The sequence below is a fragment of the Streptantibioticus ferralitis genome (genome assembly GCF_029223525.1).
Taxonomy (GTDB): Bacteria; Actinomycetota; Actinomycetes; order Streptomycetales; family Streptomycetaceae; genus Streptantibioticus_A; species Streptantibioticus_A ferralitis.
Genome location: NZ_JARHTQ010000009.1, coordinates 40,475 through 59,181, shown reverse-complemented (window position 1 = coordinate 59,181; position 18,707 = coordinate 40,475). Strand labels below are relative to the sequence as shown.

The window sequence follows — 18,707 nt, the reverse complement described above, 5'->3', positions numbered from 1 at the left end:
GGAGTGGATGGGAACGCAAGGCGATCGGATCTTCGAGGTGACGGCTGAGCGCGGGTTTCCGGACCCGTGGCTCAGCTTCGGGGACTCACTGTGTGATGAGGCAGCTCTCAGTACGGAGTTAACCCGGGCGATCAGCAAGGCCCGCAAGGAGCCCACGGCCGAGGCGCGTACCGAGGTTGCGCGGGTCTTCCAGGCGAAGAAGGCGAACCTGCGCCGCTGTGCCGGGGTCCTGGACCAGGTGCTTGGCGACTACGACGCCTCCGGCATGTGGACGGTGCTGGATGAGCGGGCTGGCAGGCTCGATGTCGCGGACGTGCTGGAGACCTGGGGTCGTACCCAGGCGCTGCACCCGTTCCCCGTCGTGCTCAAGAGCCTGAAGTTCAACTGGGGCTACATGAAGGAGCACGGCGTTCGGGCGTTCTACGAGATGACCCGCGGCTACGTCTCGCGGCTCCAGGAGAACACCGAACGCTGGCATGAGGCATGGCGGGGCGAAGTCGACACCAGGGTGGTGGACCGCATCACATCCATCGAGTGCGACCTCGCGAGCATCGAGGCTCCGATGCACTGCGACGTGTGTAAGAAGACGATCACCGCGCTGCTCTACCTCGACGAGTAGCCAGCGGCGGCCCGGTGGGCCGCCGTGGGCCTGACGCGCCGCGCCCCCGCATCCGAGTGATCGGAGCGGGGGCGCGGCTTTCGGAGGCTACGAGAGGTCGAACTCGCCGTCGCGGGCGCCGAGCGTGAACGCCTCCCACTCGGCTGCCGTGTACCGAAGCGGGGGATCCTCAGGGCAGGCTGCATTGCGCATGGCGACGGCGCCGCCTGGGAGGCGGGCGATTTCGACGCGGTTACGCGGGTCGCTGCCCGGTGCCCCCACCCACTCGACCTCGCTCAGATCGAGCGCGTACAGCGCGTCCTTTTCTCGCGTGTCGGGGCTCACGTTAGAGGGTGTCGTTCCGTACGGCCGCGACGAAGTTCCGCCATACGTCCGCGTCAAAGATCAGTGCTCCGCGCTCGCGGTCCTTGGTGTCGCGCACGGCCTGGCGGCCGGAGCGGAGCTTGCCTCGCTCCACGCAGTTGTTGTTCGTGCCGCTGTAGGAGCTGGTGTGCCAGAACGCGCCCTCCAGCTCGTTCTCGGTGGTGCGGGGCGCGGACTCCTGAGTCATGATCCACTTTCCTTGACGAGATCACGAATGTACTGCTGGGATGCAGATGGGGACATTGCGGCGGCGGTCAGTTCGTCCCATGCTTTCGAGTACCTCTGAACGTCGGGCCGCTGCTCAAGCAACGTACCACCTTGCTTGGACGCTACGGGAGCAGCAGATCACCCTTAGCGATGCCGCCGGTGAAGGCGCGGTAGTCGTCCTGCGAGATGATCAGGATCTTGGCGTTGGGGTCCCCGACGTCCTTGGAGTCGCGGAGCGCCACCACCCCATCGACGAACGCGACCTCCAGGCAGTTGTCCCCGCCGTTGCTCAGGCTGCTCTTCGCCCACTCGGCGTTGGTGAGGTCGACCTTGATGTTCATGCTTACGAGTCCTTGATCATGTTGCGGATGAAGGCAAGGGACTGCTCGGTGTCGAGAGCCTCGGCGCGGAGGTGATTGAACCCCGTCTCATAGCGTCCGACGTCCCTATCGTCCTCCAGGTAGAGCGACGTTGTCATCGGCTCCACGACGGCTACTGGCGGTCCCGCCTCGAAGTGTAGAAGGGTGAAACCCCCGTCCATGCCGGCGTGTGCACCCTTCGCGAAGGGAAGAACCTGTATCGCGACGTGGGGTAGTTCTTCTGATACCTCGACCAGCCGCTGGAGCTGTCGCCGCATGACGTCAGGCCCACCCACCTCGCGGCGTAGGGCTGCCTCGTCGAGCACGCACCACAAGCCGAGCGGTTCGCTGCGGGTGAGCGCCTGCTGGCGCTTCATTCGGAGCTCGACGAACTTGCGGATGTCCCGCTGCGTACTCCACTTCCGGCTTCCTGTGACGACCGCTTGGGCGTACTCCTCGGTCTGAAGCAGCCCGGGCAACAGATACACGAAGGTCTCCGCTCGCTTGGCGAGCTCCTCCAGATGCACGTACTCGGCGAAGGGGTCCCGAACTGAGTCGCGGTACCGCGCGAGCAGGCTGGTTCGCTTCCCGGAGGAAGCGAGGGTGGCGAGGCTCCGGATCTCCGCGCTGCGGGCAGGGTCCGTGCAGTTGTACGCCTCCAGGAAGCCAGCGATAGCGATCGGCGCTACCCGCTGCTTGCCGTTCTCGATCTTGCTGAGTGCCGGGGCGCCGGACAGCCCAAGCTTGCTGGCTGCGTCGTCCAGGTTGAGCCCAGCCTCTTTCCGTAGTGCGCGGAGCTCCAGGCCCAGTCTCCGGCGGTGCACGTTCGGCTGTGCATCGACCACTGCGGTACCTCCTCGTCTGACCAGGCAGCGTATCGGGCGTAAGCAAGCTGGCATATGACACATCTTCACTGAACGAATGCTTTCTAACTAGAAAGGTTGCGCGGAAGGTTGGTCGAGAGCAACATGAGGCATCAACGCAGGGTGCTCCGACGAGTTCGGGGCGCTACGAACCTGTGCGTGTGCCCGCGTCCCTCTGGGAGGAGCCGTGGCCGTCATGGCAGAGGCAGGCATCAAGCAGTACAGACAAGAGTTGGCCGCAGTCCCGAAGGCCCTCGCCGGTATACGACGGATCGTTGCCGCGTACCTGCGTCTATGGGGCCGAGCTGAGTTAACGGCCCCCGCTGCGTTGTGCACGACGGAGTTGCTCAGCAACGTCGCGAAGCACGCGGGCTCTCCGGACTGCGTCCTTACCCTGCAACGCCGTTCCGACGCCGTGCGCGTCACAGTCAGCGACACCAGTCGGGCGCTCCCGGTGGTCACCGAGCCGGACTGGTGCGGTCAGAGCGGTCGCGGGATGTTCCTCCTCGCCAAGACCGCTGACGCCTGGGGCGCCAACCCGACGGAAGACGGCAAGGACGTCTGGTTCGAGTTCCGCACGACCTCCAGGGAGAGCGCGGCATGAACACTGGCCACTCTCCCTTGCCTGTACGGGACGCCGAGGCCGCCCGCGATATGGAGGTCGAACCCGCGCGGCCTGCCGCCCCCAAGTCGCTCCTGGACCTGCTCAGTTCGTTGACCAGCTCCTTTATCAAGGAGGGCGTGGACGACTACCTGGACCGGATTCTCGGCTGGGGCGCAGCGCCGCTGGAGCCCGAGGAAATCCGGAAGCTCGTCCCTCGTCTACAAGGCTGTCTGTGGTACCTCGTGACGGATGCCTTGCAGCGCGTCCGGGGGCGCCCGGACAAGGACCTGATCAAGCGGGTCGGCCTTGCTTGCGGCCTCGACGCCGAAGGATCAGCCAAGGGGTTCACGCCCACAGACTCCTATGCGCGCCGTCTGGCCTCGCTCGTCCTGGACCTGCTCGACCTCGTGGCCGATGACGACGACGGTCCTCTCCCGGACTTCGGCTCTGCCCCTGCCGAGAGCAGGTGGTCAGCATGACGAAGCCGCTGCCGCGCACCTACTGGTGCCACGTCGACCACGACGGTCCTCAGCCGGGAGACGGGCCGCCGCATGACATCACGACCGATGAACCCGGCCAGGCCGTCGAGTGGGTTCGCGAATCCGTGCGCGCCGCCAGTGTGGATCTGGACCGGGCGACGTTTCACAGGGTCTGGGGCTGGCTCGGCGACCACCGTGCCGTGCAGGCCGCTGTGGTCGAACTGCGGAGAGGAAAGCCGTACACCTTCGCCGTGCCGGCCCCCGCCGGTCGTTGGACGTGGATCGCTTACCCCGTCTCCGTGCTCCCCCTCACGGACACCGCCGTCAACTACGCGTCCTCGCTACGGCGGTTAGCCCCGGCTGGCGCGATCGGTGGACCTCCCTGACGGCGGGGAACCGCCTCCCACGACCCGCCCTCGCACCACTGTCCGGAGAACCGCATGACGAACGACACTACTGCCCCGGCGGAGCCCGCTGTCGAGCCGCAACTCACTACCTCATCCGCTATGGAAGGGGTCGTGGAAGCCGCCATCGACCTGCGTCGAGCTTGCACGGCTGCGGGCTTGAGACTCTCGCCATGGACCAACACGGAGCGCAAGCCTTGCGTCGACGTCGGTACGACGGATCCGGCGACAGCACTCCACCTGGCGCGCCTCATCCGCAAGAGCCTGAAGCGCGCCTTCAAAACTGCGGATGTCTTGAGCTCCGCCTTCCAGGCTCACGGGCTCGATGTGCCGACCCCGCATGTCTATGGCGCCAAGATCCGCCTCGGTAATGTCTCGATCTGCACGGCGGACCGGCTCGCCTGCGTCCTGGGCGCCCCGTCCCAGCCGGAGCTGGCCGAGACCCCCGACTGGCCCGAGGGACAGCAAGTCCTTGACCGTCTCGACGCCGCCTTCAAACAGGCCACACGCGGCGGATTCATGGACACGTACTTCCACCCCTACTGCCAGCGATGCGGGGGCGAGCCCGCCATCACCTTGGGAGACCTCACACTGCGCACCGCACGGCGACTCGTGACGGCACTCCAGTACGGAGCCTGACCATGACAACCGAACCCCGACGTCCCGACATCGCCTGCGACCTCCTTGCCCGCGCGGAGCAGGCACGCGAGCACTGGTACCAACTCGTCCGCACCCGGCCCAGCGACGTGCAGACCAACTTGGGCCGGCATCTCGACCATGCCAACGCGGCTGTGCTCCGCCGCATCGTGGCTGACCACGGATGGCCCGGTCGCAGCCTCGTCGGGGAGGACGCTGCGAAGGCCGCGTGGGAGATTGCTCTTCGTGCTGACCATCTCCGCGACTTTCAGCGCCTGGCACTGCGTCTGCTCTCCACGGCAGTTGAGCGCGGCGAGGCCCCCATCCAGCAGTGGGCACACCTCCACGACCGGTGCAGCGTTAACGCCGGCGCGGTCCAGCTCTACGGAACGCAGTACAGGACCGGTCCCCACGGGCCGGAAGTCCTGCCGGTCCGTGACACCCGTCAGCTCGACGCGCGCCGCGCCAGCGTCGGACTGCCGCCGTTCGCTGCTGCCCGCGACGCTCTCCGCCGCCGTCATGAGCCGGGGCCGGAAGCTGATCCCGAGCAGCCCGGCGACAAGAGCTCTGCCGAATTCGCGGTGAGCGTGGCGGCATGACGATGACACGGAGCCCTTCGGCAACCACCTGGGATGCCTGGGCCGAGGAAGGCCGCGGCTACCACATGCTCACCGACACTGAATTGGCCGCCTTCGCAAGGCACTTTCCCATTCGCTGTGGCCATGTAGCTACGGATGTCGGCTGCGGCACCGGAGTCTTCAGCCGCCAGCTCCACCGGTTCGGCTACGACGTCACCGGCATCGACTTCGCCGACACAGCTCTGCGCGCCGCCCGCCGCACCCCATTGACCGGCGTCCGCTACCTCCGCCATGACCTCAACCAGGGCGACCCGCCCGGTCTGCCGATCCGTGGCATCGACCTGGTGGTGTGCCGCCTGATCTTGCCCTTCCTCACCGACCCCGCAGCCTGGGTCCGCCGGGTCCGTGATTTCTGGCTGCGTCCCGGAGGACGGATGTACGCGGTAATACCTGTCGTCGGTGAGGACGTCACCCAGCCCGGTGGGATGGCCGAACGGGAGATCGCCTCGCTCAGCTTCGGTTGGGCGCAGGCCGTGCGCTACGACCTGCGAGGCCCGCTGGCCTGCCTTGCCTTGCGCAGCACCGCCACCTAGACGGCCGCTCGGTGGTCCGGAGGCACGAGCCTGGACCATCGAGCGGCGCAATAGCGCGGTACCCGAACCAGATGCACCAACCCATCCGCTCCCTCGCTCATCGCCTCTCACCAGCCCACCACGACGGAGGACTGCTGTGCCCGAACCAAACACCGCCGACCGGGCATTACTGCCCGTGGTGCCAGCTCTGGCGCCTCCCATCCCCGCCGAGGATCGGCCACTGGCGGGCGTGCGATATGTGGAGATCGAGACCTCCCGATACTGCAACCGCATCTGCTCGTGGTGCCCCAACGGACAGACCAACGCGCGACGCACCCAGCAGCTGATGGACTGGGCCGTCTTCGAGAAGATCACCGCCGAGCTGGGGGCCGCTGGCTTCGACGGGTTCTTCGCCTTCCACAACTACAACGAGCCGTTGGCCAACCCTCGTCTGAGAGAGGAGATCGCCCGTGTCCGCTACGCGATCCCGGCCGCCAGGCCCGCGATCTACACCAACGGCGATCTCCTCAACCGCAGCACCGTGGAACGCATGCGCGAGGACGGGGTGAAGTACCTGCGCGTCACCCGCTATCCCCACCGAGCCGACGTGCAGCCCACCTATGATGCCCTGCGAAGCTGGCTGGTCAAGGCCCGCATCCGGGACTGCTTCCCCTGGCAGCTCGCCGAGGTCCGCCAAGGACTGGCCGCGACCTGGACCGACCCCGACACGGGGATGAAGGTCGAGGTCATCCGCCCGTCGATCGACACCTACAACGACCGCGGCGGTACCGCCCTGGTGCCGCAGAACGGCCTGCGTACCGCTCCGTGCCAGATGACCGCGACCTCGCTCAGCGTGGACTTCCGCGGGCAGATGAAGATGTGCTGCAACGTGGTCCCCGAAGGCCCCCAGCACCGCGAATACGTCGTCGGCAACGTCGCCGACAGCACCCTGGCCGAGCTGTGGAATCACCCGGTCATGGCCGAGTGGCGGCAGCGGCACAGCCGCGCGGACTGGTCGCGCTCACCCGCCTGCGCGAGCTGTGTGCAGGCCCTACCGGAGACCCGCCGATGACGGCCCGAGCGATCGCGAGGGCGGTGACCGCCTCGGTCCCGGGCCGATTGTGTCTGGCCGGGGAATCGCTGGACTGGATGACCGGCGGCTCCTCCGTGGTGACCGCCGTGCCGCTGCGGACCAGGGTGACCGCCTGGCAGGCGGTCGGCTCCACCGCTCTGGTCCTGACATCCGGGCCGCCGCTGTTCCGCACCCGTCTCGTCCCCGCCGCCCAGGCCGCCGGGCGGCAATACGACGGTCATGTCCTGGACCACATGCAGGCCGCTGTCCGCGTTAGCCTGCGGCAGGCCGAGCTGATCGCCGGGACCGTGCTGACCGCCTCAACCGAGTTACCGGTGGCCGCCGGACTGTCCTCCAGCGCCGCCCTCACCTTGGCCGTGGTCACAGCCCTCGGCGGCCTAGCCGGAGATCCGCTGGAGATCGCCCAGGTCTGCGGACTGGCCCGCCAAGCCGAGACCAGTGAACTGGGCTCCGGGGCGGGCTGGATGGACTTCCTGGCCTGCGCGTATGGCGGCGTCAACCGCGTGAACGCAGGCGAGTTGCCCACGATCGAGCGAATCGCACCGAACCTGGGTATCCCGGTCGTGGTCATCGACACCTTGCAGCGACGGACCACCATGAAGGTGCTGGCGTCCAAGCGGGCCCGCTTCGAGGCCCGCGAGACCGCAATGATCGACTACTCCCGCCAGGCCGGCGAGCTGGTCGATGCCGTCACCGAGCTGTTGACCGCGAAGACCGTGGACTATCGCCAGGTTGGCCGGTTGCTGAACGCCGGGCAGGACCTGCTGCGGGGCAAGGTCCGCTGCTCGACTGAGCTCATCGACACCTGCGCGAAGCGGGTCCTGGCCGCAGGCGCCTTCGGCGCCAAGCTCACCGGATCCGGACACGGCGGCTGCCTGTTCGCCTTGGTACCTGACGATGCCCTGACAGCGGTCCTGGAGTCGGTTGCTGATCTTCCGGTCCACGCGGTCGCCCTGCCGACCTCCGAGCCGCGTGGGCTCATCTCCAGTCTCTCCGAGCCCTATGCCAGCACCTCCGCATAACCCCCGACGGTGGGCGGTCCGATTCGGCGTGTTCGGGCGGCCACCGTCGGTAACCTCGCCCAACAAGCCCTCGACTCTGGAAGGCAGGCCATGCCCGACTACTCCCGTCTGGTCAAGGCGTACGACATTCGCGGTGAAGTCCCCGCGCAGATGAACACCGACATCGCCGAGAAGGCCGGTGCCTTGTTCATCCGGCTCACCAAAGCCGATCGGATCGTCATCGCCCGCGACATGCGCTCGACCTCGCCGGACCTGGCGAAAGCCTTCGCGGTGGGCGCCAACCGGGCCGGAGCCGATGTCATCGACGCCGGTCTCGGCTCGACCGACTACCTGTACTTCGCTTCCGGCAAGCTGGGCCTGCCCGGGGTGATGGTCACCGCCAGCCACAACCCGGCCAAGGACAACGGCATCAAATTGTGCCGGGCCGGGGCCGCCCCCATCGGCGAGGACTCCGGCCTCGGCCAGATCCGCACCTGGCTGGAGGCCGGAGACATCCCCGTCCCCGCCAGGGAGCGGGGCACCGTCACCCGCCAGGACCTGCTGATCGACTATGCCGTCCACCTCAACAAGCTGGTCGATCTGTCCGGCATCCGCAGGTTGAAGGTGGTGGCGGACGCGGGCAACGGTATGGCCGGACATACCGTCCCCGCCGTCTTCGAGGGCCTGCCCATCGACCTGGTACCGATGTACTTCGAGTTGGATGGCACCTTCCCGAACCACGAGGCCAACCCGCTGGAGCCGAAGAACCTCCTCGACCTCCAAGCCAAGGTCCGCGAGACCGGTGCCGACATCGGCCTGGCGTTCGACGGGGATGCCGACCGGTGCTTCTTCATTGACGAGAAGGGCCAGGCCGTCTCCCCCTCCGCGATCGTCGGCCTGGTCGCCGCCCGCGAGCTGGCCAAGCACCCCGGCTCGGCCATCGTCCACAACGTCATCACCTCCGCCGCCGCGGTCGAGATCATCCGCGAGCACGGCGGAACCCCGATCCGCAGCCGGGTCGGCCACTCGTTCATGAAGGCCCTGATGGCCGAGCACGACGCGGTCTTCGGCGGCGAGCACTCCGGCCACTACTACTTCCGCGACTTCTGGCGGGCCGACACCGGCATGCTCACCGCCCTCCACGTCCTCGCCGCCCTCGGCGAGCAGGACCGGCCGCTGTCCGAGCTGGTCGCCGACTACTCTCGCTACGCCGCCTCCGGCGAAATCAACTCCGAAGTCGCCGACGTGCCCGCCAAGCTGGACGAAGTCGAAGCCGCGTACCAAGAGTTCGACGGCGTCACCACTGACCGACTCGACGGTCTGACGGTCAACCTCGGTGACGGCCGCTGGTTCAATCTCCGTCCGTCCAACACCGAACCGCTGCTGCGACTCAACGTTGAGGCCCCCGACCAAGCCGCTGTCGAGGCCCTGCGCGACGAAGTTCTAGCCATGGTCCGGACCTGACCTGCAATCAGGGGCACGAAAGAGGGTGGTGCGGCAGCCTTTCGCTGTCGCACCCACTCTCTTTCCGTTCATGCGGCTCACGAGAGGCGGCAAGGTAGCGCAAGTCTCGGCCATTTCGGACGGGCATCTTGACGGCCCTTCGCTCCTCGGGAAGCGTCACCCGCAAGATGGCGCAACCGAGTTGGTAGGGGAGTGCACAGTGAACCTAGAGTTCGTCGGCATAGACCCGAACACGCCCAATGGCGGCTCTCCCACGGTGTGGCTCGAAGACGAGAAGGGCGAGATCGTCATTCAGGGGTGGCTCCCTGACCTGGAGACGTACGAGAAGATCAGCGAGACCGAGTGGGTTCCAGGTCATCCCACTGGCGTGCCCGACCATGAGACCGTGGTGCGTCTCCCCGTCCGGATGATCCCGATCTTGAGGAAGGCGTGCGATGACGCAGAGCGCACCGGACTTTACCGCCCTGCTGAGGAGTGCTGAGCACTCGGCGGCCCACCTGGAGATGCGCGACTCCTATATGGACGACCCCGTCTTCGCTGCCTGGCGGCAAGGGAGCTCCGTGCAACTGCCCGAGGAGTACCGCGTTTGGTCTGAGCTGGTGAAGGAGACCGTCGGCCGAGGGGTGGGGATGCGCCGAGCCAGGGTCGTCTCCGAGCCAGTCACCGACTACATCCGCTGGGAGCACGCGATCACTGAGCAGCACAACATCGCGGCAGGGGAACAGGTCCGCTGGCTTCCGAGGCGTCTTTCCTCCGACCTGGCCCTGCCGGGCAATGACTTGTGGCTGATCGATGACCGCAGGGTCCTCTTTCACTGGTTCACCGGGGACGGTGACTGGGCTGGCCACGAGTTCAACGAGGACCCCGCCGTGGTGAAGATGGTCGTCTCCGCGTTCGAGGCCGTGTGGGACCGCGGCATCCCGCACCAGCAGTACACCGTCTGAACCATCCACCCGAGACCGGTACCGGACAGCTAGCACCATGCCATCGTCCCCGTCGTCCAGCGTCATCGAAGCGCGGAAAGCCCTCGCTAACCGCCTCATCGAGATCCGCAAAGACGCCGGGCTCAACGGGGACGAGCTGTCCGCACAGTGCGGCTGGCACCCGGCCAAGACCAGCCGAATCCAAAGTGGGATATCGGCTCCGTCCGAGTCCGACATCAAGACCTGGTGCATCGTGTGCGGGGCCGTCGACCAGATCGCCGACCTCATCGCCGCGGTCCGCGCCGTTGAGTCGATGTACACCCAATGGCGGCGCATGGAGCGCACCGGCCTGCGCGCCGCTCAAGAGTCCGTCGCCGCCCTCTACCAGCGCACGGGCCTTTTCCGGGTCTACGCGAGCCGCGTGATGCCCGGCATGGTGCAAACACGTGAGTACACCGCCGCTGTCCTGCGGTCCATCCAGCGTGATCGCGTCGCCATCGATGACGTTGACGAAGCTGTCGATACCCGCATGGAGCGGCAACACATGCTCTTCTCCGGGCGCCACCGCTTCGGGCTCCTGGTAGAGGAGTATGTCCTGCGCGCCGCCGTGTGCGATGCGGAAACCATGGCAGGCCAACTCGGGCACCTGATCGCCGTCAGCTCACGACCGTTCGTCAGCCTTGGCATCCTCCCCATGGGTACCGGCCGGCCGCACCTACCGGTTGAGGACTTCTACATGTTCGATGAGGCGGAGGTCGCGGTTGAACTGACCTCCGGATACCTGCGGATCACGCAGCCTCGGGAGATCGCCGACTACGTCCGGACGTTCACCACACTGACAGGCATGGCTGTTCACGGCGCGCACGCACGGAAGTTGATCACGGCCGCGATCGACGCCCTGGGGTGAATTCGCGCAATCCGGCGCAACTTCGTTGAGGCCCAAGTGCCGTTGTTTCTAGCGTCGTTGGCGTCGTGCAGCGCAGACGGGGAGGCGGCCATGGCAATGACGATCGCGGTCTATCGAGTGACCGCGAACGGGGTCACCCAGGTAGTGCCGGAGCACGAAGTCATGCCGGGTGAAGGGCCACTGATGTCCCTGGTCTTTCCGCTTTGCTGCTGCCCGCAGCACGTCAACGCTCCATGTAGACCGGAGGACAGCCACGTCCCGCGGAGAGCCGGGATCTCGGGCTGACGCCGACTGGTGTACCGACCGCGTGGAGCGGCTCGGTCAAGCAAGCCCAGTCGACGCCGGAGGCGCAACGTTCCCAGCGCGGGCCTCCGGCGCCACCCATCAGAAGGGCAGGTCCATCATGGCCGACCCCAAAGGCCCGAAACAGCCCGACGACCTTCCGACCCGCACACCGGCCCGGCCGCCGAAGCGAGGATTTTCCAGGGCGTAACTGGACTAATCGCCGACAAAGTCACAGATGGAGGAACCGATGAGTAAACACGGAGATGGCAAGGGCGGCAGCGAGGGCGACAAGAAGCAGTCGCCGAAGGAATCGGACGGCAAGTGGGACAAGCCCATCAGTAACCCGAAGAAGTGATGCGCTGTGACCACGATGAAGCGGTTGGTTGAGATCCTGACCAACAAGGGCGCTCTCCTGCCCGACTGGGCCGATGTCGTCGCCAGCGTCGACCGGGGTCTGTTCTGTCCCCCTGTGTTCGAGGACAGGGACAAGGAGCGTGATTACCAGCAGTGGGCGCAGAAGGTCTATGGGGACCTTCCGGTCGTCACGCAGACCGATGACGGCGGCGACGGTACGGGAGTGCCGACCTCGTCCAGTTCCATGCCGTCGATCATGCTGGAGATGCTCGACCTCCTGGGCGTACGTGAAGGGCATGCCGTCGCCGAGATCGGGGCTGGAACCGGCCTTAACGCGGCATGGCTCGGCACGCGCCTCGGCATCGGAAACGTCGTCACGATCGACGTTGATCCCGCCGTTGCCGAGCAGGCGCGAGCGAATCTCAAGGCGGCCGGGCTCCCAGTGGAGGTCCTCACAGGTGACGGCCTGAGAGGGATCCCCGAGGTTGCTCCGTTCGACCGGATCATCTGTACCTGCACGGTGCGGGACATCCCCTACGCGTGGGTGGAGCAGGCGCCTGGCGGCCGGATCGTCACCCCCTGGGGCGGAAGCTTCCACTCCTACTCCTTCGCCTCCTTGGACGTGGGCGATGGCATTGCGACCGGGCGGTTCTCCGGAAGCCCGGCGTTCATGTGGTGCCGCTCCCAACGGGGCCGCAGCGGGAACATTCATGACGCCTACCGCGGAGAGGACGGGGAGAAGTCCACAACCCGGATCGACCCACGTGATATCGACGACTCCCCGGATGGGATGTTCGCCATCGGCACCCAGGTGCGGGACGCCTGGCCGACACTCGGCCTCGCCCAGGACGGCAGCGACGAGGCGACACTGTGGATTACTGCTGACGACGGGAAGTCGTGGGCGACCGCCGAGTACGTCCCCGGCCAGTCGGAGTTCGAGGTCGAGCAGTACGGGCCGCGCCGCCTGTGGGAAGAGGTAGAGGCGGCATGGCGGTGGTGGGAAGCACAAGGCTGCCCCGCGCGCGACCGCTTTGGTCTCGCCATCGACCAGCACGGGCAAAGAGTATGGCTGGACTCCCCAGACCATCCCGTACCCACGGTGTACCGGTGACTCTCGCTTCGCGGGGCAGTCAAGCGGCGCTTCCACTGGCCGACGCACTTGTCGCCGAGGCGTGTGCCGTGTTGCTCCATGGCGGTCACCGCGCCGGGTAGTGCGCGGGTCGTAAGTCTGGCCCTCGCGTCTCGTGGGGGCCAGTTCCCTTGTTCAAGTCCCCTTTCAGCCAACCGCCATCAAGATCCATGCTCGATGGCTCCGGGGGGCCGTACCCACAACCCGCAGGGTGCTTGGCCTCCACGTCGTCCGAAATCGAGCGTGTTCGATTCCGGCGCGACCTCGTTGAGCTTGGCATCGCCGGACCATCCAGGCGCGGCAACACCGTTCAGAAGGGATGCAGTTGACTGCCACTGATACCCCGATCGAAGGCCGTAAGACTCCCCCTCCTCCGCCCCCGGCGACGATCACATTCGAAAGCAACTACAGCAAGAACCCGCTGGGCGAGGCCACCTTCGCCGCCATGTGTGCTCGCCTGCCCTCCGCGCTGTGGCAGACGGCACGCATGGCATGGGCAATTGATCGACTAGCGGTCGTCCTGCTGGTGACCTGCCAGGTGCTCACTGGCGTCGCCGCGGCAGTCGTGCTGGCCTTCACCGCGAAGGCGATGCGGCACTTCGTTGGCAACGCACCTGTACCTGAACGGCTGCACGCCGCGCTTCCCGCCCTGGTCATCATCGCCACTGCCGCCGCGGTCGGCCGGATCTCCAGCGCGCTGTCCTCCTACGCCAATGACCGGATCAGCCCCGGCTTGATCACCGCGGCGGACACCGCGCTGGTCGAGGCAACCTGCCGGGTTGAAGCCTCCGCCTACAGCGACCCCGGCTTCGCCAACCGCCAAGAGGCCGCCGAAGTCGGAGTCACGCGGACCACCATGCTCATCAACGACGCGCAGCGATTCATGTCCGCGCTGATTCGCATGGTCGCCGCCGGCGGCGTGCTGACCGCGCTACACCCCCTGATGCTGCCGCTGCTGCTCCTGGCTGTCGTCCCCGCAGGCGCCGGAGCCGTGCTGTCGGCCCGTGTGGATTACGAGACGCACTACCTCAACCTCGGCGACCGCAACGTGCGGGGCATGATGCGCTGGTGGGCCACGACCTCCCGCTACGGCGACGAGGTCCGCGCCAACAGCATGACCAACTACATCATCTACTGGTACCGCACCCTGTCCCAGCGCATCGACCAGCGCACGTTGGACGCCGCGCCGCGCACGCTGCGCATCGTGATGGCTACCTCGGCGCTTGGCGGCATCTTCCTGCTGGGCACCTGGGCCACCCTCGCCTGGCTGGCCGCCACCGGCCGCCTGGAGTTGGCCGTCGCCGCCACCGTCGTCGTCGCCGTCCAAGCATCTCTGGGCGCCTTGTCTCAACTCGTCATTAATGGCGCGGCGTTGTTTCACACCTCCCTGTATCTCGCCGACATGCGCGCCTTTCTCGATTTCGCCGCCGAACGCGCGTCCAGGCGTGGCGAGGTGTCTATCCCCAGGCGGGTGGATGAGATTCGGTTGGAGGAGGTGGTCTACCAGTACCCGGGCAAGGACCGGCCCGCCGTCGACCATCTCTCCCTCACGCTGCGTCGTGGCGAGATCCTGGCCATCGTGGGCGAGAACGGCTCGGGAAAATCGACCCTCACCCGGTTGATCACGGGCATCCTCCTGGCGGATAAGGGGAGCGTGACCTGGGATGGTGCCGACCTGGCCTCGGCCGACCCGAGCGGTGTGTGGGCGGCCTGCGGACTTGTCCCGCAGATCTTCGCCCAGTGGCCCCTGCGGGCACGGGAGAACGTCACTCTCGGACAGCCCCGCACCTTCAACGACGATCCCGTGTGGGAGGCCGTCGATGCCGTGGGCATGCGGGACGCGATCGAGGAGCTTCCCAAGCAACTGGACACACTGTTGGCCCGAGAGTTCTTCGGAGGAGCCGAACTATCTGGCGGACAGTGGCAGCGATTGGCCTGTTCTCGCGCGTTGTACAGGCGGTCCCCACTCCTGATCCTGGACGAGCCGACCTCGCAGATGGATCCCCGTGGGGAGCACGACATCTTCGCGGAGATCAAGAGCATCGCGGCCGACCGCATCACCATCGTGGTCACGCACCAGCTGGAGAACACCAAGATCGCTGACCGGATCATCGTGATGCAAAACGGCCGGATCACCGAACAGGGCCACTACGAGGAACTGTCCAACGGCGATGGGCTGTTCGCCGAACTCCTTGCCCTGGCCAAGGATCGCTGATGAGACCGGCCCTCGGGATCAGGTTTGCTGTGAGTGTTCGTCGTGACGGGCCTGCGCTACGCCTTGAACGAATCCGGTCAGGAAGGCTGCGCACACACTGGAAAGCAGGGCGCACAGAACGCCATCAGTGCCGATGTCGGGCGTGGTGAGGATGATGACGGCCGCGACGCCGCAGGTGACAATGACCCCGAGGGGCCGGGTAGGTATGCGGTACCACCACGGCTTGTTGGATCCCATCGAGCCCTTCCCCTTTGGTGAACCGAGCGAATGGTGGGGTGCAGCGTAGCGGCGGGGTTGTCCGACACTCCTCCTACCGTCTGTTGAATGGTTCACAACGACTCTGCCGGTCATCACGTACGTCTCCGTGTCGACGGCCAGACGACCATCATCGAGATCGACGGCGAGTGCATCGATCCGCGCGGTCTTCGTGGCTACACCATCAGCCAGGTTCCCGGGGAGCCCGCGCACCTCGTGCTGCACCTCGCGGACAGCGGTGACACCAACTTCGACGGGCTGGCGCGCGTGTCAGTCGCCGATGTCACCGATCCGGGGCCAGCCGTCGCAGAGTTCCTCGCGGCTATAGACCCTGACGAACTGGAGCGCGCCGCGTTGACCCGGCCGGATCTTGGGGCCGGGCCGGGGTCGTTGACGCGGGCGATGCTGGCTCAGCTGGGGGAGTGGGCCTGTGGGGCTTGATGTGAGCGGGGTGCGCCGGGTCGTCGGTCGGATCCTGGATGACAAGGTGGAGGTGTGGCGCGATTCAGACGGCCGAGCCGACGATGTGCTCGATGAGGCGACCGGCCAGTTGGTCCCGCCGTCACCGGAGGAGGTGCTGGTGTGGGATGGGCTCGGCGCGGTGATGCCGCTCGGGCGCCCGGCAATCACCAAGCCGCTTGACGGATCGGTTTCCCAAGCCCCGCCGACGACCGACTACCAGGCCGTGCTCCCGGTCGATGTTCCGGCGCTGCGACCTGATGACGTCCTTCGGGTCGCCGGATCGATCAGGCCCGATGGCCCCCGGGACCCACAACTGATGGGACGTCGCTTTCGGGTCTCGGACGCGAACGTCGGCACCTACAGCGTGGTGCGGATCGTCCGGATCCAGGTGATCGCCTGATGGCAGACGTGAATCCGCATCCGAACGCCCACCCGGACGCGACGGAGTTCCGTGATCCGATCGCGCTGGCCGCCGCGATTACCGGTCTCGGGTCGGCGGCCCGCGCCCGGACCAGCATGATCACAAGGCATTACGCGATGCTGCTGCGCGTCCGTATCCAGCGCAACGCCTCAGGCAGGCCAGGGCCGAACGTGATCACCGGCCAGTACCGGGCCTCGTGGGACGTACGAATGGCTACCGGAGGCGGGCAAGTGACGGCCGAGGTATTCACGAACGCGCCGCAGGCGCGGCGCCTTGAGTACGGGTTCGTCGGCGTCGATGGGCTCGGCCGCCACTACCGGCAGCCGCCGTTTCCGCACGTGGGATCGGCGTTCCAGCAAACCGAGCCGGAGTTCGTCCAGGCGCTGGTGGACGGGGTGCTGTGACCACCGCGCGTCTTCCCGTGACACGCGCGCTGGCCGCGCTCATCGCTCAGGCGACCGGTCGGCCGTGTGGTGTCGGTGAACTGCCGCGCGTGCGCTGTGCGTCGGGTGAGTGGGAACCGGCGTCGGTGCCTTACGCGATCCTGGATTCGCTGCCTGGGACGTTCAGCGGTCCGCCGTTGTGGGACTGGCAGGCGGATGCGGCGTGGTCGTACCAGGTGACGTCGGTCGGAGAGCGAGATGACCAGGTGCAGTGGCTTGCCGACCGGGTACGCCACGGCATCGTCGGCCGCAACGGCGACCGGTGGGCCTACGACCTGCATCTTGCCCAAGCATGCGTGATCGACCGGGAGTTGGAACACGACGCTGCTGGGGAGACCTCGGTGTCGGCGGCAGGCGCTATCGTGTCCTACGTGCAACGGTTCACGATCACCGTGACCCCTGCCTGAAGGAGTGGAAACGCTTCTTCGTGATCCTCACCGCGGAGGCCCGCGCGGACGCTCGGCCCCTGGCCAGGCGAATCCCCCCTTTGAGTTTCGAAGGGGCAGGGCCTTGGTACGGGACGCTGCCCCAGAAGTGGGAGCGGACCCGTTGTCCACCAAGCCGACTCATGCCCATCACCGATTCCTCCGGCGCGGCATTTCCAAGATCTACTGGCTCCAGGCCATCGCTGACTCGTATCGGCCCACCCGCAAGGAACTTTGCGCCCCGAATGCCTTCGAGCTGACGAGCGCGGTGTCCGACATCGAGGGGTGGGCGCTGGAGAATGACCCGATCGAGACCCCGGACATGGGCTCGACGTTCAACTCCTCGATCCCGGGGAACGACAAGGCCGCCAGCTCCAGCCTGACGTTCTACGAGGACCAGCTGTCCGACGAGATCGAGCAGCACCTGCCCAAGGGCGCCAAGGGGTACGTGGTCTTCCTCCGCAAGGGCGACATCCCCGGCTCGAAGTCGGTCGACGTCTTCCCCGTTCAGGTCGCCACCCGCGCCGCGACATACAGCACCGGCAACGAGGCGGCGAAGTTCAAGGTCACCTACACCGTCCTTGAGGAGCCGTCGCTGGACGTGCCGGTGCCCGAGGCAGAAATCCGTCCGCTGCCGAAGCCAACGGGGCATGGCAGTAAGGGCGATGAGGTGGAGGTCACCGTGGTGAGCGCGACCGCCGCCACCGTCTTCGAGCGCGACGAGGACTAACCCCATGTCGCGTCCCGCACCCGCTAAGCGCCCGTCCCCTCCGTCCGGCGAGACCACGCCGACGGAGGGGACGTGGGCGGAGAAGATGGAACGCTTGCGCCGCCGTGCTCGCCCGCGCAAGAAGCTGCGCGTCTGCGACGACGACCAGCTCCGGCAGCAGGTTGAAGAGGCCGAACAGGCCGCTCGGCGCGCCCGGTTCCTCGCCGAAGCCGCGCCGGACGATGCCCAGGCGGCCCGGAACACCGTCGAGGCCGACGCCGCCGTCGAGACAGCACGTACCGCGCTGGATGACGCCTGCGACGTTCTGACCTTCCTCGCGCTGCCGCGCCCGGTGCTGGAGGAACTGATCTCCCAGCATCCGCCGACTACCCAACAGGCGGCCGACGGCGCGGCGTTCAACCCGGACACTTTCCCCGCGGCACTGATCGCGGCGGCCTCGTTCGACGGGATGAGCGAGGCCGAGGCGGCCGAGCTGCTGAACACATGGTCGGCGCCGGACGCCACCGCGCTGTGGGAGGCGGCTTGGGGCGTGCAGCAGGAGAGCCGGGTCGAGCTGGGAAAAGACTGAGCCGGGATCCGCAGCTGCGGGCCGAGCTGGAGCTGTGCGAGAAGTTCGGCATTCCGCACTCGGAGTTCCTCGGCGGTGATGGCCACTGGACGGCGCTGGACCGCGCGAAGGCCCTGGCCTGGGTGGAGTGGCAGCGGTCGGTGTGTCCCGAGTGCCACACCCGGCTGGAGGAGTGGGACCGCGAGCGCGGCGGCGATCCGCACGCCTACGTCACTGACACCATGCGCTGCCCCGGCTGCGAGCTGATCGAGCAGGAGCGCGACCACGTGCCGCAGGACCGTTCCGGTTACGGCGTGAAGATCCAGCTCCTGCCGCGCGACCACGCGACGAGCGACTGAGGACACCAGC

The 18,707-nt window shown here is 66.9% G+C and carries 27 protein-coding genes and 1 pseudogene; 22 read left to right on the top strand and 6 right to left on the bottom strand.

Translation table 11 applies throughout. From position 1 onward, the window contains the following. The first annotated feature begins 7 nt into the window (after positions 1–7). Positions 8–619, top strand: coding sequence for a hypothetical protein (locus P2L57_RS16135; protein ID WP_275814852.1), 612 nt, complete (start codon positions 8–10; stop codon positions 617–619). An 87-nt stretch (positions 620–706) separates the two neighbouring features. Here the strand turns inward: P2L57_RS16135 and P2L57_RS16130 are convergent, their stop codons facing one another. The 5 genes and pseudogenes from P2L57_RS16130 to P2L57_RS16110 all read right to left on the bottom strand — a co-directional run bounded on the left by P2L57_RS16130 (position 707) and on the right by P2L57_RS16110 (position 2,393). Next, entirely contained in the window at positions 707–943 is a 237-nt protein-coding gene (locus tag P2L57_RS16130) for a DUF397 domain-containing protein (RefSeq protein ID WP_275814850.1), read from the bottom strand. A 1-nt stretch (position 944) separates the two neighbouring features. Next, positions 945–1,169 (bottom strand): DUF397 domain-containing protein, encoded by a 225-nt coding sequence (locus tag P2L57_RS16125; RefSeq protein ID WP_275814847.1) that lies wholly within the window; start codon positions 1,167–1,169, stop codon positions 945–947. After that, positions 1,166–1,300 (bottom strand): annotated as a pseudogene (locus P2L57_RS16120) (Scr1 family TA system antitoxin-like transcriptional regulator); the annotation flags it as partial. The gene P2L57_RS16125 and the pseudogene P2L57_RS16120, both read right to left, overlap by 4 nt. 11 nt (positions 1,301–1,311) lie before the next feature. Further along, on the bottom strand, positions 1,312–1,530 hold the full coding sequence (locus P2L57_RS16115) for a DUF397 domain-containing protein (RefSeq protein WP_275814844.1): 219 nt from the start codon (positions 1,528–1,530) through the stop codon (positions 1,312–1,314). A gap of 2 nt (positions 1,531–1,532) precedes the next feature. Further along, on the bottom strand, positions 1,533–2,393 hold the full coding sequence (locus P2L57_RS16110) for a helix-turn-helix domain-containing protein (protein WP_275814841.1): 861 nt from the start codon (positions 2,391–2,393) through the stop codon (positions 1,533–1,535). 214 nt (positions 2,394–2,607) lie between these two features. Here P2L57_RS16110 and P2L57_RS16105 point away from each other — a divergent pair, with 214 nt between their 5' ends. The 14 genes from P2L57_RS16105 to P2L57_RS16040 all read left to right on the top strand — a co-directional run bounded on the left by P2L57_RS16105 (position 2,608) and on the right by P2L57_RS16040 (position 15,055). After that, complete coding sequence (locus tag P2L57_RS16105) at positions 2,608–3,015, top strand: ATP-binding protein (RefSeq protein WP_275814838.1); 408 nt, start codon at positions 2,608–2,610, stop codon at positions 3,013–3,015. Beyond that, complete coding sequence (locus P2L57_RS16100) at positions 3,012–3,494, top strand: DUF6415 family natural product biosynthesis protein (RefSeq protein WP_275814835.1); 483 nt, start codon at positions 3,012–3,014, stop codon at positions 3,492–3,494. The genes P2L57_RS16105 and P2L57_RS16100 overlap by 4 nt, the downstream gene beginning before the upstream one ends. Beyond that, complete coding sequence (locus tag P2L57_RS16095) at positions 3,491–3,880, top strand: hypothetical protein (RefSeq protein ID WP_275814832.1); 390 nt, start codon at positions 3,491–3,493, stop codon at positions 3,878–3,880. Before P2L57_RS16100 ends, P2L57_RS16095 begins: the two co-directional genes overlap by 4 nt. Positions 3,881–4,012: 132 nt before the next feature. Further along, entirely contained in the window at positions 4,013–4,537 is a 525-nt protein-coding gene (locus P2L57_RS16090; RefSeq protein WP_275814830.1) for a hypothetical protein, read from the top strand. A 2-nt stretch (positions 4,538–4,539) separates the two neighbouring features. Beyond that, complete coding sequence (locus P2L57_RS16085; protein ID WP_275814826.1) at positions 4,540–5,133, top strand: DUF6624 domain-containing protein; 594 nt, start codon at positions 4,540–4,542, stop codon at positions 5,131–5,133. Further along, complete coding sequence (locus P2L57_RS16080) at positions 5,130–5,705, top strand: class I SAM-dependent methyltransferase (RefSeq protein ID WP_275814823.1); 576 nt, start codon at positions 5,130–5,132, stop codon at positions 5,703–5,705. Before P2L57_RS16085 ends, P2L57_RS16080 begins: the two co-directional genes overlap by 4 nt. Positions 5,706–5,841: 136 nt before the next feature. Further along, positions 5,842–6,756 (top strand): radical SAM/SPASM domain-containing protein, encoded by a 915-nt coding sequence (locus tag P2L57_RS16075; protein ID WP_275814821.1) that lies wholly within the window; start codon positions 5,842–5,844, stop codon positions 6,754–6,756. Then, positions 6,753–7,799: a mevalonate kinase family protein gene (locus P2L57_RS16070; RefSeq protein ID WP_275814818.1), complete on the top strand. Its 1,047-nt coding sequence runs from the start codon at positions 6,753–6,755 to the stop codon at positions 7,797–7,799. Before P2L57_RS16075 ends, P2L57_RS16070 begins: the two co-directional genes overlap by 4 nt. A 90-nt stretch (positions 7,800–7,889) precedes the next feature. Next, positions 7,890–9,242 carry a phosphomannomutase/phosphoglucomutase gene (locus tag P2L57_RS16065; RefSeq protein WP_275814816.1) on the top strand — a complete coding sequence of 451 codons (1,353 nt, stop codon included), beginning with the start codon at positions 7,890–7,892 and terminating at the stop codon, positions 9,240–9,242. A 199-nt stretch (positions 9,243–9,441) separates the two neighbouring features. Next, positions 9,442–9,723 carry a hypothetical protein gene (locus P2L57_RS16060; protein ID WP_275814813.1) on the top strand — a complete coding sequence of 94 codons (282 nt, stop codon included), beginning with the start codon at positions 9,442–9,444 and terminating at the stop codon, positions 9,721–9,723. Next, a complete protein-coding gene (locus P2L57_RS16055) occupies positions 9,677–10,186 on the top strand; it encodes a DUF6879 family protein (RefSeq protein WP_275814811.1) in 510 nt (169 codons plus the stop codon). The genes P2L57_RS16060 and P2L57_RS16055 overlap by 47 nt, the downstream gene beginning before the upstream one ends. 37 nt (positions 10,187–10,223) lie before the next feature. After that, positions 10,224–11,072, top strand: coding sequence for a helix-turn-helix domain-containing protein (locus tag P2L57_RS16050; RefSeq protein WP_275814808.1), 849 nt, complete (start codon positions 10,224–10,226; stop codon positions 11,070–11,072). Between the two features lie 655 nt (positions 11,073–11,727). Beyond that, positions 11,728–12,822, top strand: coding sequence for a methyltransferase domain-containing protein (locus tag P2L57_RS16045; RefSeq protein ID WP_275815324.1), 1,095 nt, complete (start codon positions 11,728–11,730; stop codon positions 12,820–12,822). Positions 12,823–13,165: 343 nt separating this feature from the next. After that, complete coding sequence (locus P2L57_RS16040) at positions 13,166–15,055, top strand: ATP-binding cassette domain-containing protein (protein ID WP_372515726.1); 1,890 nt, start codon at positions 13,166–13,168, stop codon at positions 15,053–15,055. An 18-nt stretch (positions 15,056–15,073) separates the two neighbouring features. Here the strand turns inward: P2L57_RS16040 and P2L57_RS16035 are convergent, their stop codons facing one another. Beyond that, the gene (locus P2L57_RS16035; protein WP_275814802.1) at positions 15,074–15,292 is read right to left on the bottom strand and encodes a hypothetical protein; all 219 of its coding nucleotides are present in this window, start codon (positions 15,290–15,292) and stop codon (positions 15,074–15,076) included. Positions 15,293–15,379: 87 nt separating this feature from the next. Here P2L57_RS16035 and P2L57_RS16030 point away from each other — a divergent pair, with 87 nt between their 5' ends. The 7 genes from P2L57_RS16030 to P2L57_RS16000 all read left to right on the top strand — a co-directional run bounded on the left by P2L57_RS16030 (position 15,380) and on the right by P2L57_RS16000 (position 18,697). Next, positions 15,380–15,751, top strand: a complete 372-nt coding sequence (locus P2L57_RS16030; protein ID WP_275814798.1) for a hypothetical protein — start codon at positions 15,380–15,382, stop codon at positions 15,749–15,751. Then, on the top strand, positions 15,741–16,172 hold the full coding sequence (locus tag P2L57_RS16025; protein ID WP_275814795.1) for a DUF6093 family protein: 432 nt from the start codon (positions 15,741–15,743) through the stop codon (positions 16,170–16,172). The genes P2L57_RS16030 and P2L57_RS16025 overlap by 11 nt, the downstream gene beginning before the upstream one ends. Continuing rightward, positions 16,172–16,597, top strand: coding sequence for an HK97 gp10 family phage protein (locus P2L57_RS16020; protein ID WP_275814792.1), 426 nt, complete (start codon positions 16,172–16,174; stop codon positions 16,595–16,597). The genes P2L57_RS16025 and P2L57_RS16020 overlap by 1 nt, the downstream gene beginning before the upstream one ends. Then, entirely contained in the window at positions 16,594–17,043 is a 450-nt protein-coding gene (locus tag P2L57_RS16015; RefSeq protein WP_275814790.1) for a hypothetical protein, read from the top strand. Before P2L57_RS16020 ends, P2L57_RS16015 begins: the two co-directional genes overlap by 4 nt. 142 nt (positions 17,044–17,185) lie before the next feature. After that, the gene (locus tag P2L57_RS16010; RefSeq protein ID WP_275814787.1) at positions 17,186–17,791 is read left to right on the top strand and encodes a phage tail tube protein; all 606 of its coding nucleotides are present in this window, start codon (positions 17,186–17,188) and stop codon (positions 17,789–17,791) included. A 4-nt stretch (positions 17,792–17,795) separates the two neighbouring features. After that, complete coding sequence (locus P2L57_RS16005) at positions 17,796–18,359, top strand: hypothetical protein (protein ID WP_275814784.1); 564 nt, start codon at positions 17,796–17,798, stop codon at positions 18,357–18,359. Then, a complete protein-coding gene (locus P2L57_RS16000) occupies positions 18,314–18,697 on the top strand; it encodes a TFIIB-type zinc ribbon-containing protein (RefSeq protein ID WP_275814781.1) in 384 nt (127 codons plus the stop codon). The genes P2L57_RS16005 and P2L57_RS16000 overlap by 46 nt, the downstream gene beginning before the upstream one ends. Positions 18,698–18,707 lie beyond the last annotated feature (10 nt).

Bases quoted from the DNA above. Each gene is read 5' to 3' on its own strand.
- P2L57_RS16135 (WP_275814852.1), top strand. From the start codon at position 8: ATGGGAACGCAAGGCGATCGGATCTTCGAGGTGACGGCTGAGCGCGGG.
- P2L57_RS16125 (WP_275814847.1), bottom strand. From the start codon at position 1,169: ATGACTCAGGAGTCCGCGCCCCGCACCACCGAGAACGAGCTGGAGGGC.
- P2L57_RS16115 (WP_275814844.1), bottom strand. From the start codon at position 1,530: ATGAACATCAAGGTCGACCTCACCAACGCCGAGTGGGCGAAGAGCAGC.
- P2L57_RS16105 (WP_275814838.1), top strand. From the start codon at position 2,608: ATGGCAGAGGCAGGCATCAAGCAGTACAGACAAGAGTTGGCCGCAGTC.
- P2L57_RS16100 (WP_275814835.1), top strand. From the start codon at position 3,012: ATGAACACTGGCCACTCTCCCTTGCCTGTACGGGACGCCGAGGCCGCC.
- P2L57_RS16095 (WP_275814832.1), top strand. From the start codon at position 3,491: ATGACGAAGCCGCTGCCGCGCACCTACTGGTGCCACGTCGACCACGAC.
- P2L57_RS16085 (WP_275814826.1), top strand. From the start codon at position 4,540: ATGACAACCGAACCCCGACGTCCCGACATCGCCTGCGACCTCCTTGCC.
- P2L57_RS16080 (WP_275814823.1), top strand. From the start codon at position 5,130: ATGACGATGACACGGAGCCCTTCGGCAACCACCTGGGATGCCTGGGCC.
- P2L57_RS16070 (WP_275814818.1), top strand. From the start codon at position 6,753: ATGACGGCCCGAGCGATCGCGAGGGCGGTGACCGCCTCGGTCCCGGGC.
- P2L57_RS16065 (WP_275814816.1), top strand. From the start codon at position 7,890: ATGCCCGACTACTCCCGTCTGGTCAAGGCGTACGACATTCGCGGTGAA.
- P2L57_RS16055 (WP_275814811.1), top strand. From the start codon at position 9,677: ATGACGCAGAGCGCACCGGACTTTACCGCCCTGCTGAGGAGTGCTGAG.
- P2L57_RS16050 (WP_275814808.1), top strand. From the start codon at position 10,224: ATGCCATCGTCCCCGTCGTCCAGCGTCATCGAAGCGCGGAAAGCCCTC.
- P2L57_RS16045 (WP_275815324.1), top strand. From the start codon at position 11,728: ATGAAGCGGTTGGTTGAGATCCTGACCAACAAGGGCGCTCTCCTGCCC.
- P2L57_RS16035 (WP_275814802.1), bottom strand. From the start codon at position 15,292: ATGGGATCCAACAAGCCGTGGTGGTACCGCATACCTACCCGGCCCCTC.
- P2L57_RS16030 (WP_275814798.1), top strand. From the start codon at position 15,380: ATGGTTCACAACGACTCTGCCGGTCATCACGTACGTCTCCGTGTCGAC.
- P2L57_RS16020 (WP_275814792.1), top strand. From the start codon at position 16,172: ATGGCAGACGTGAATCCGCATCCGAACGCCCACCCGGACGCGACGGAG.
- P2L57_RS16005 (WP_275814784.1), top strand. From the start codon at position 17,796: ATGTCGCGTCCCGCACCCGCTAAGCGCCCGTCCCCTCCGTCCGGCGAG.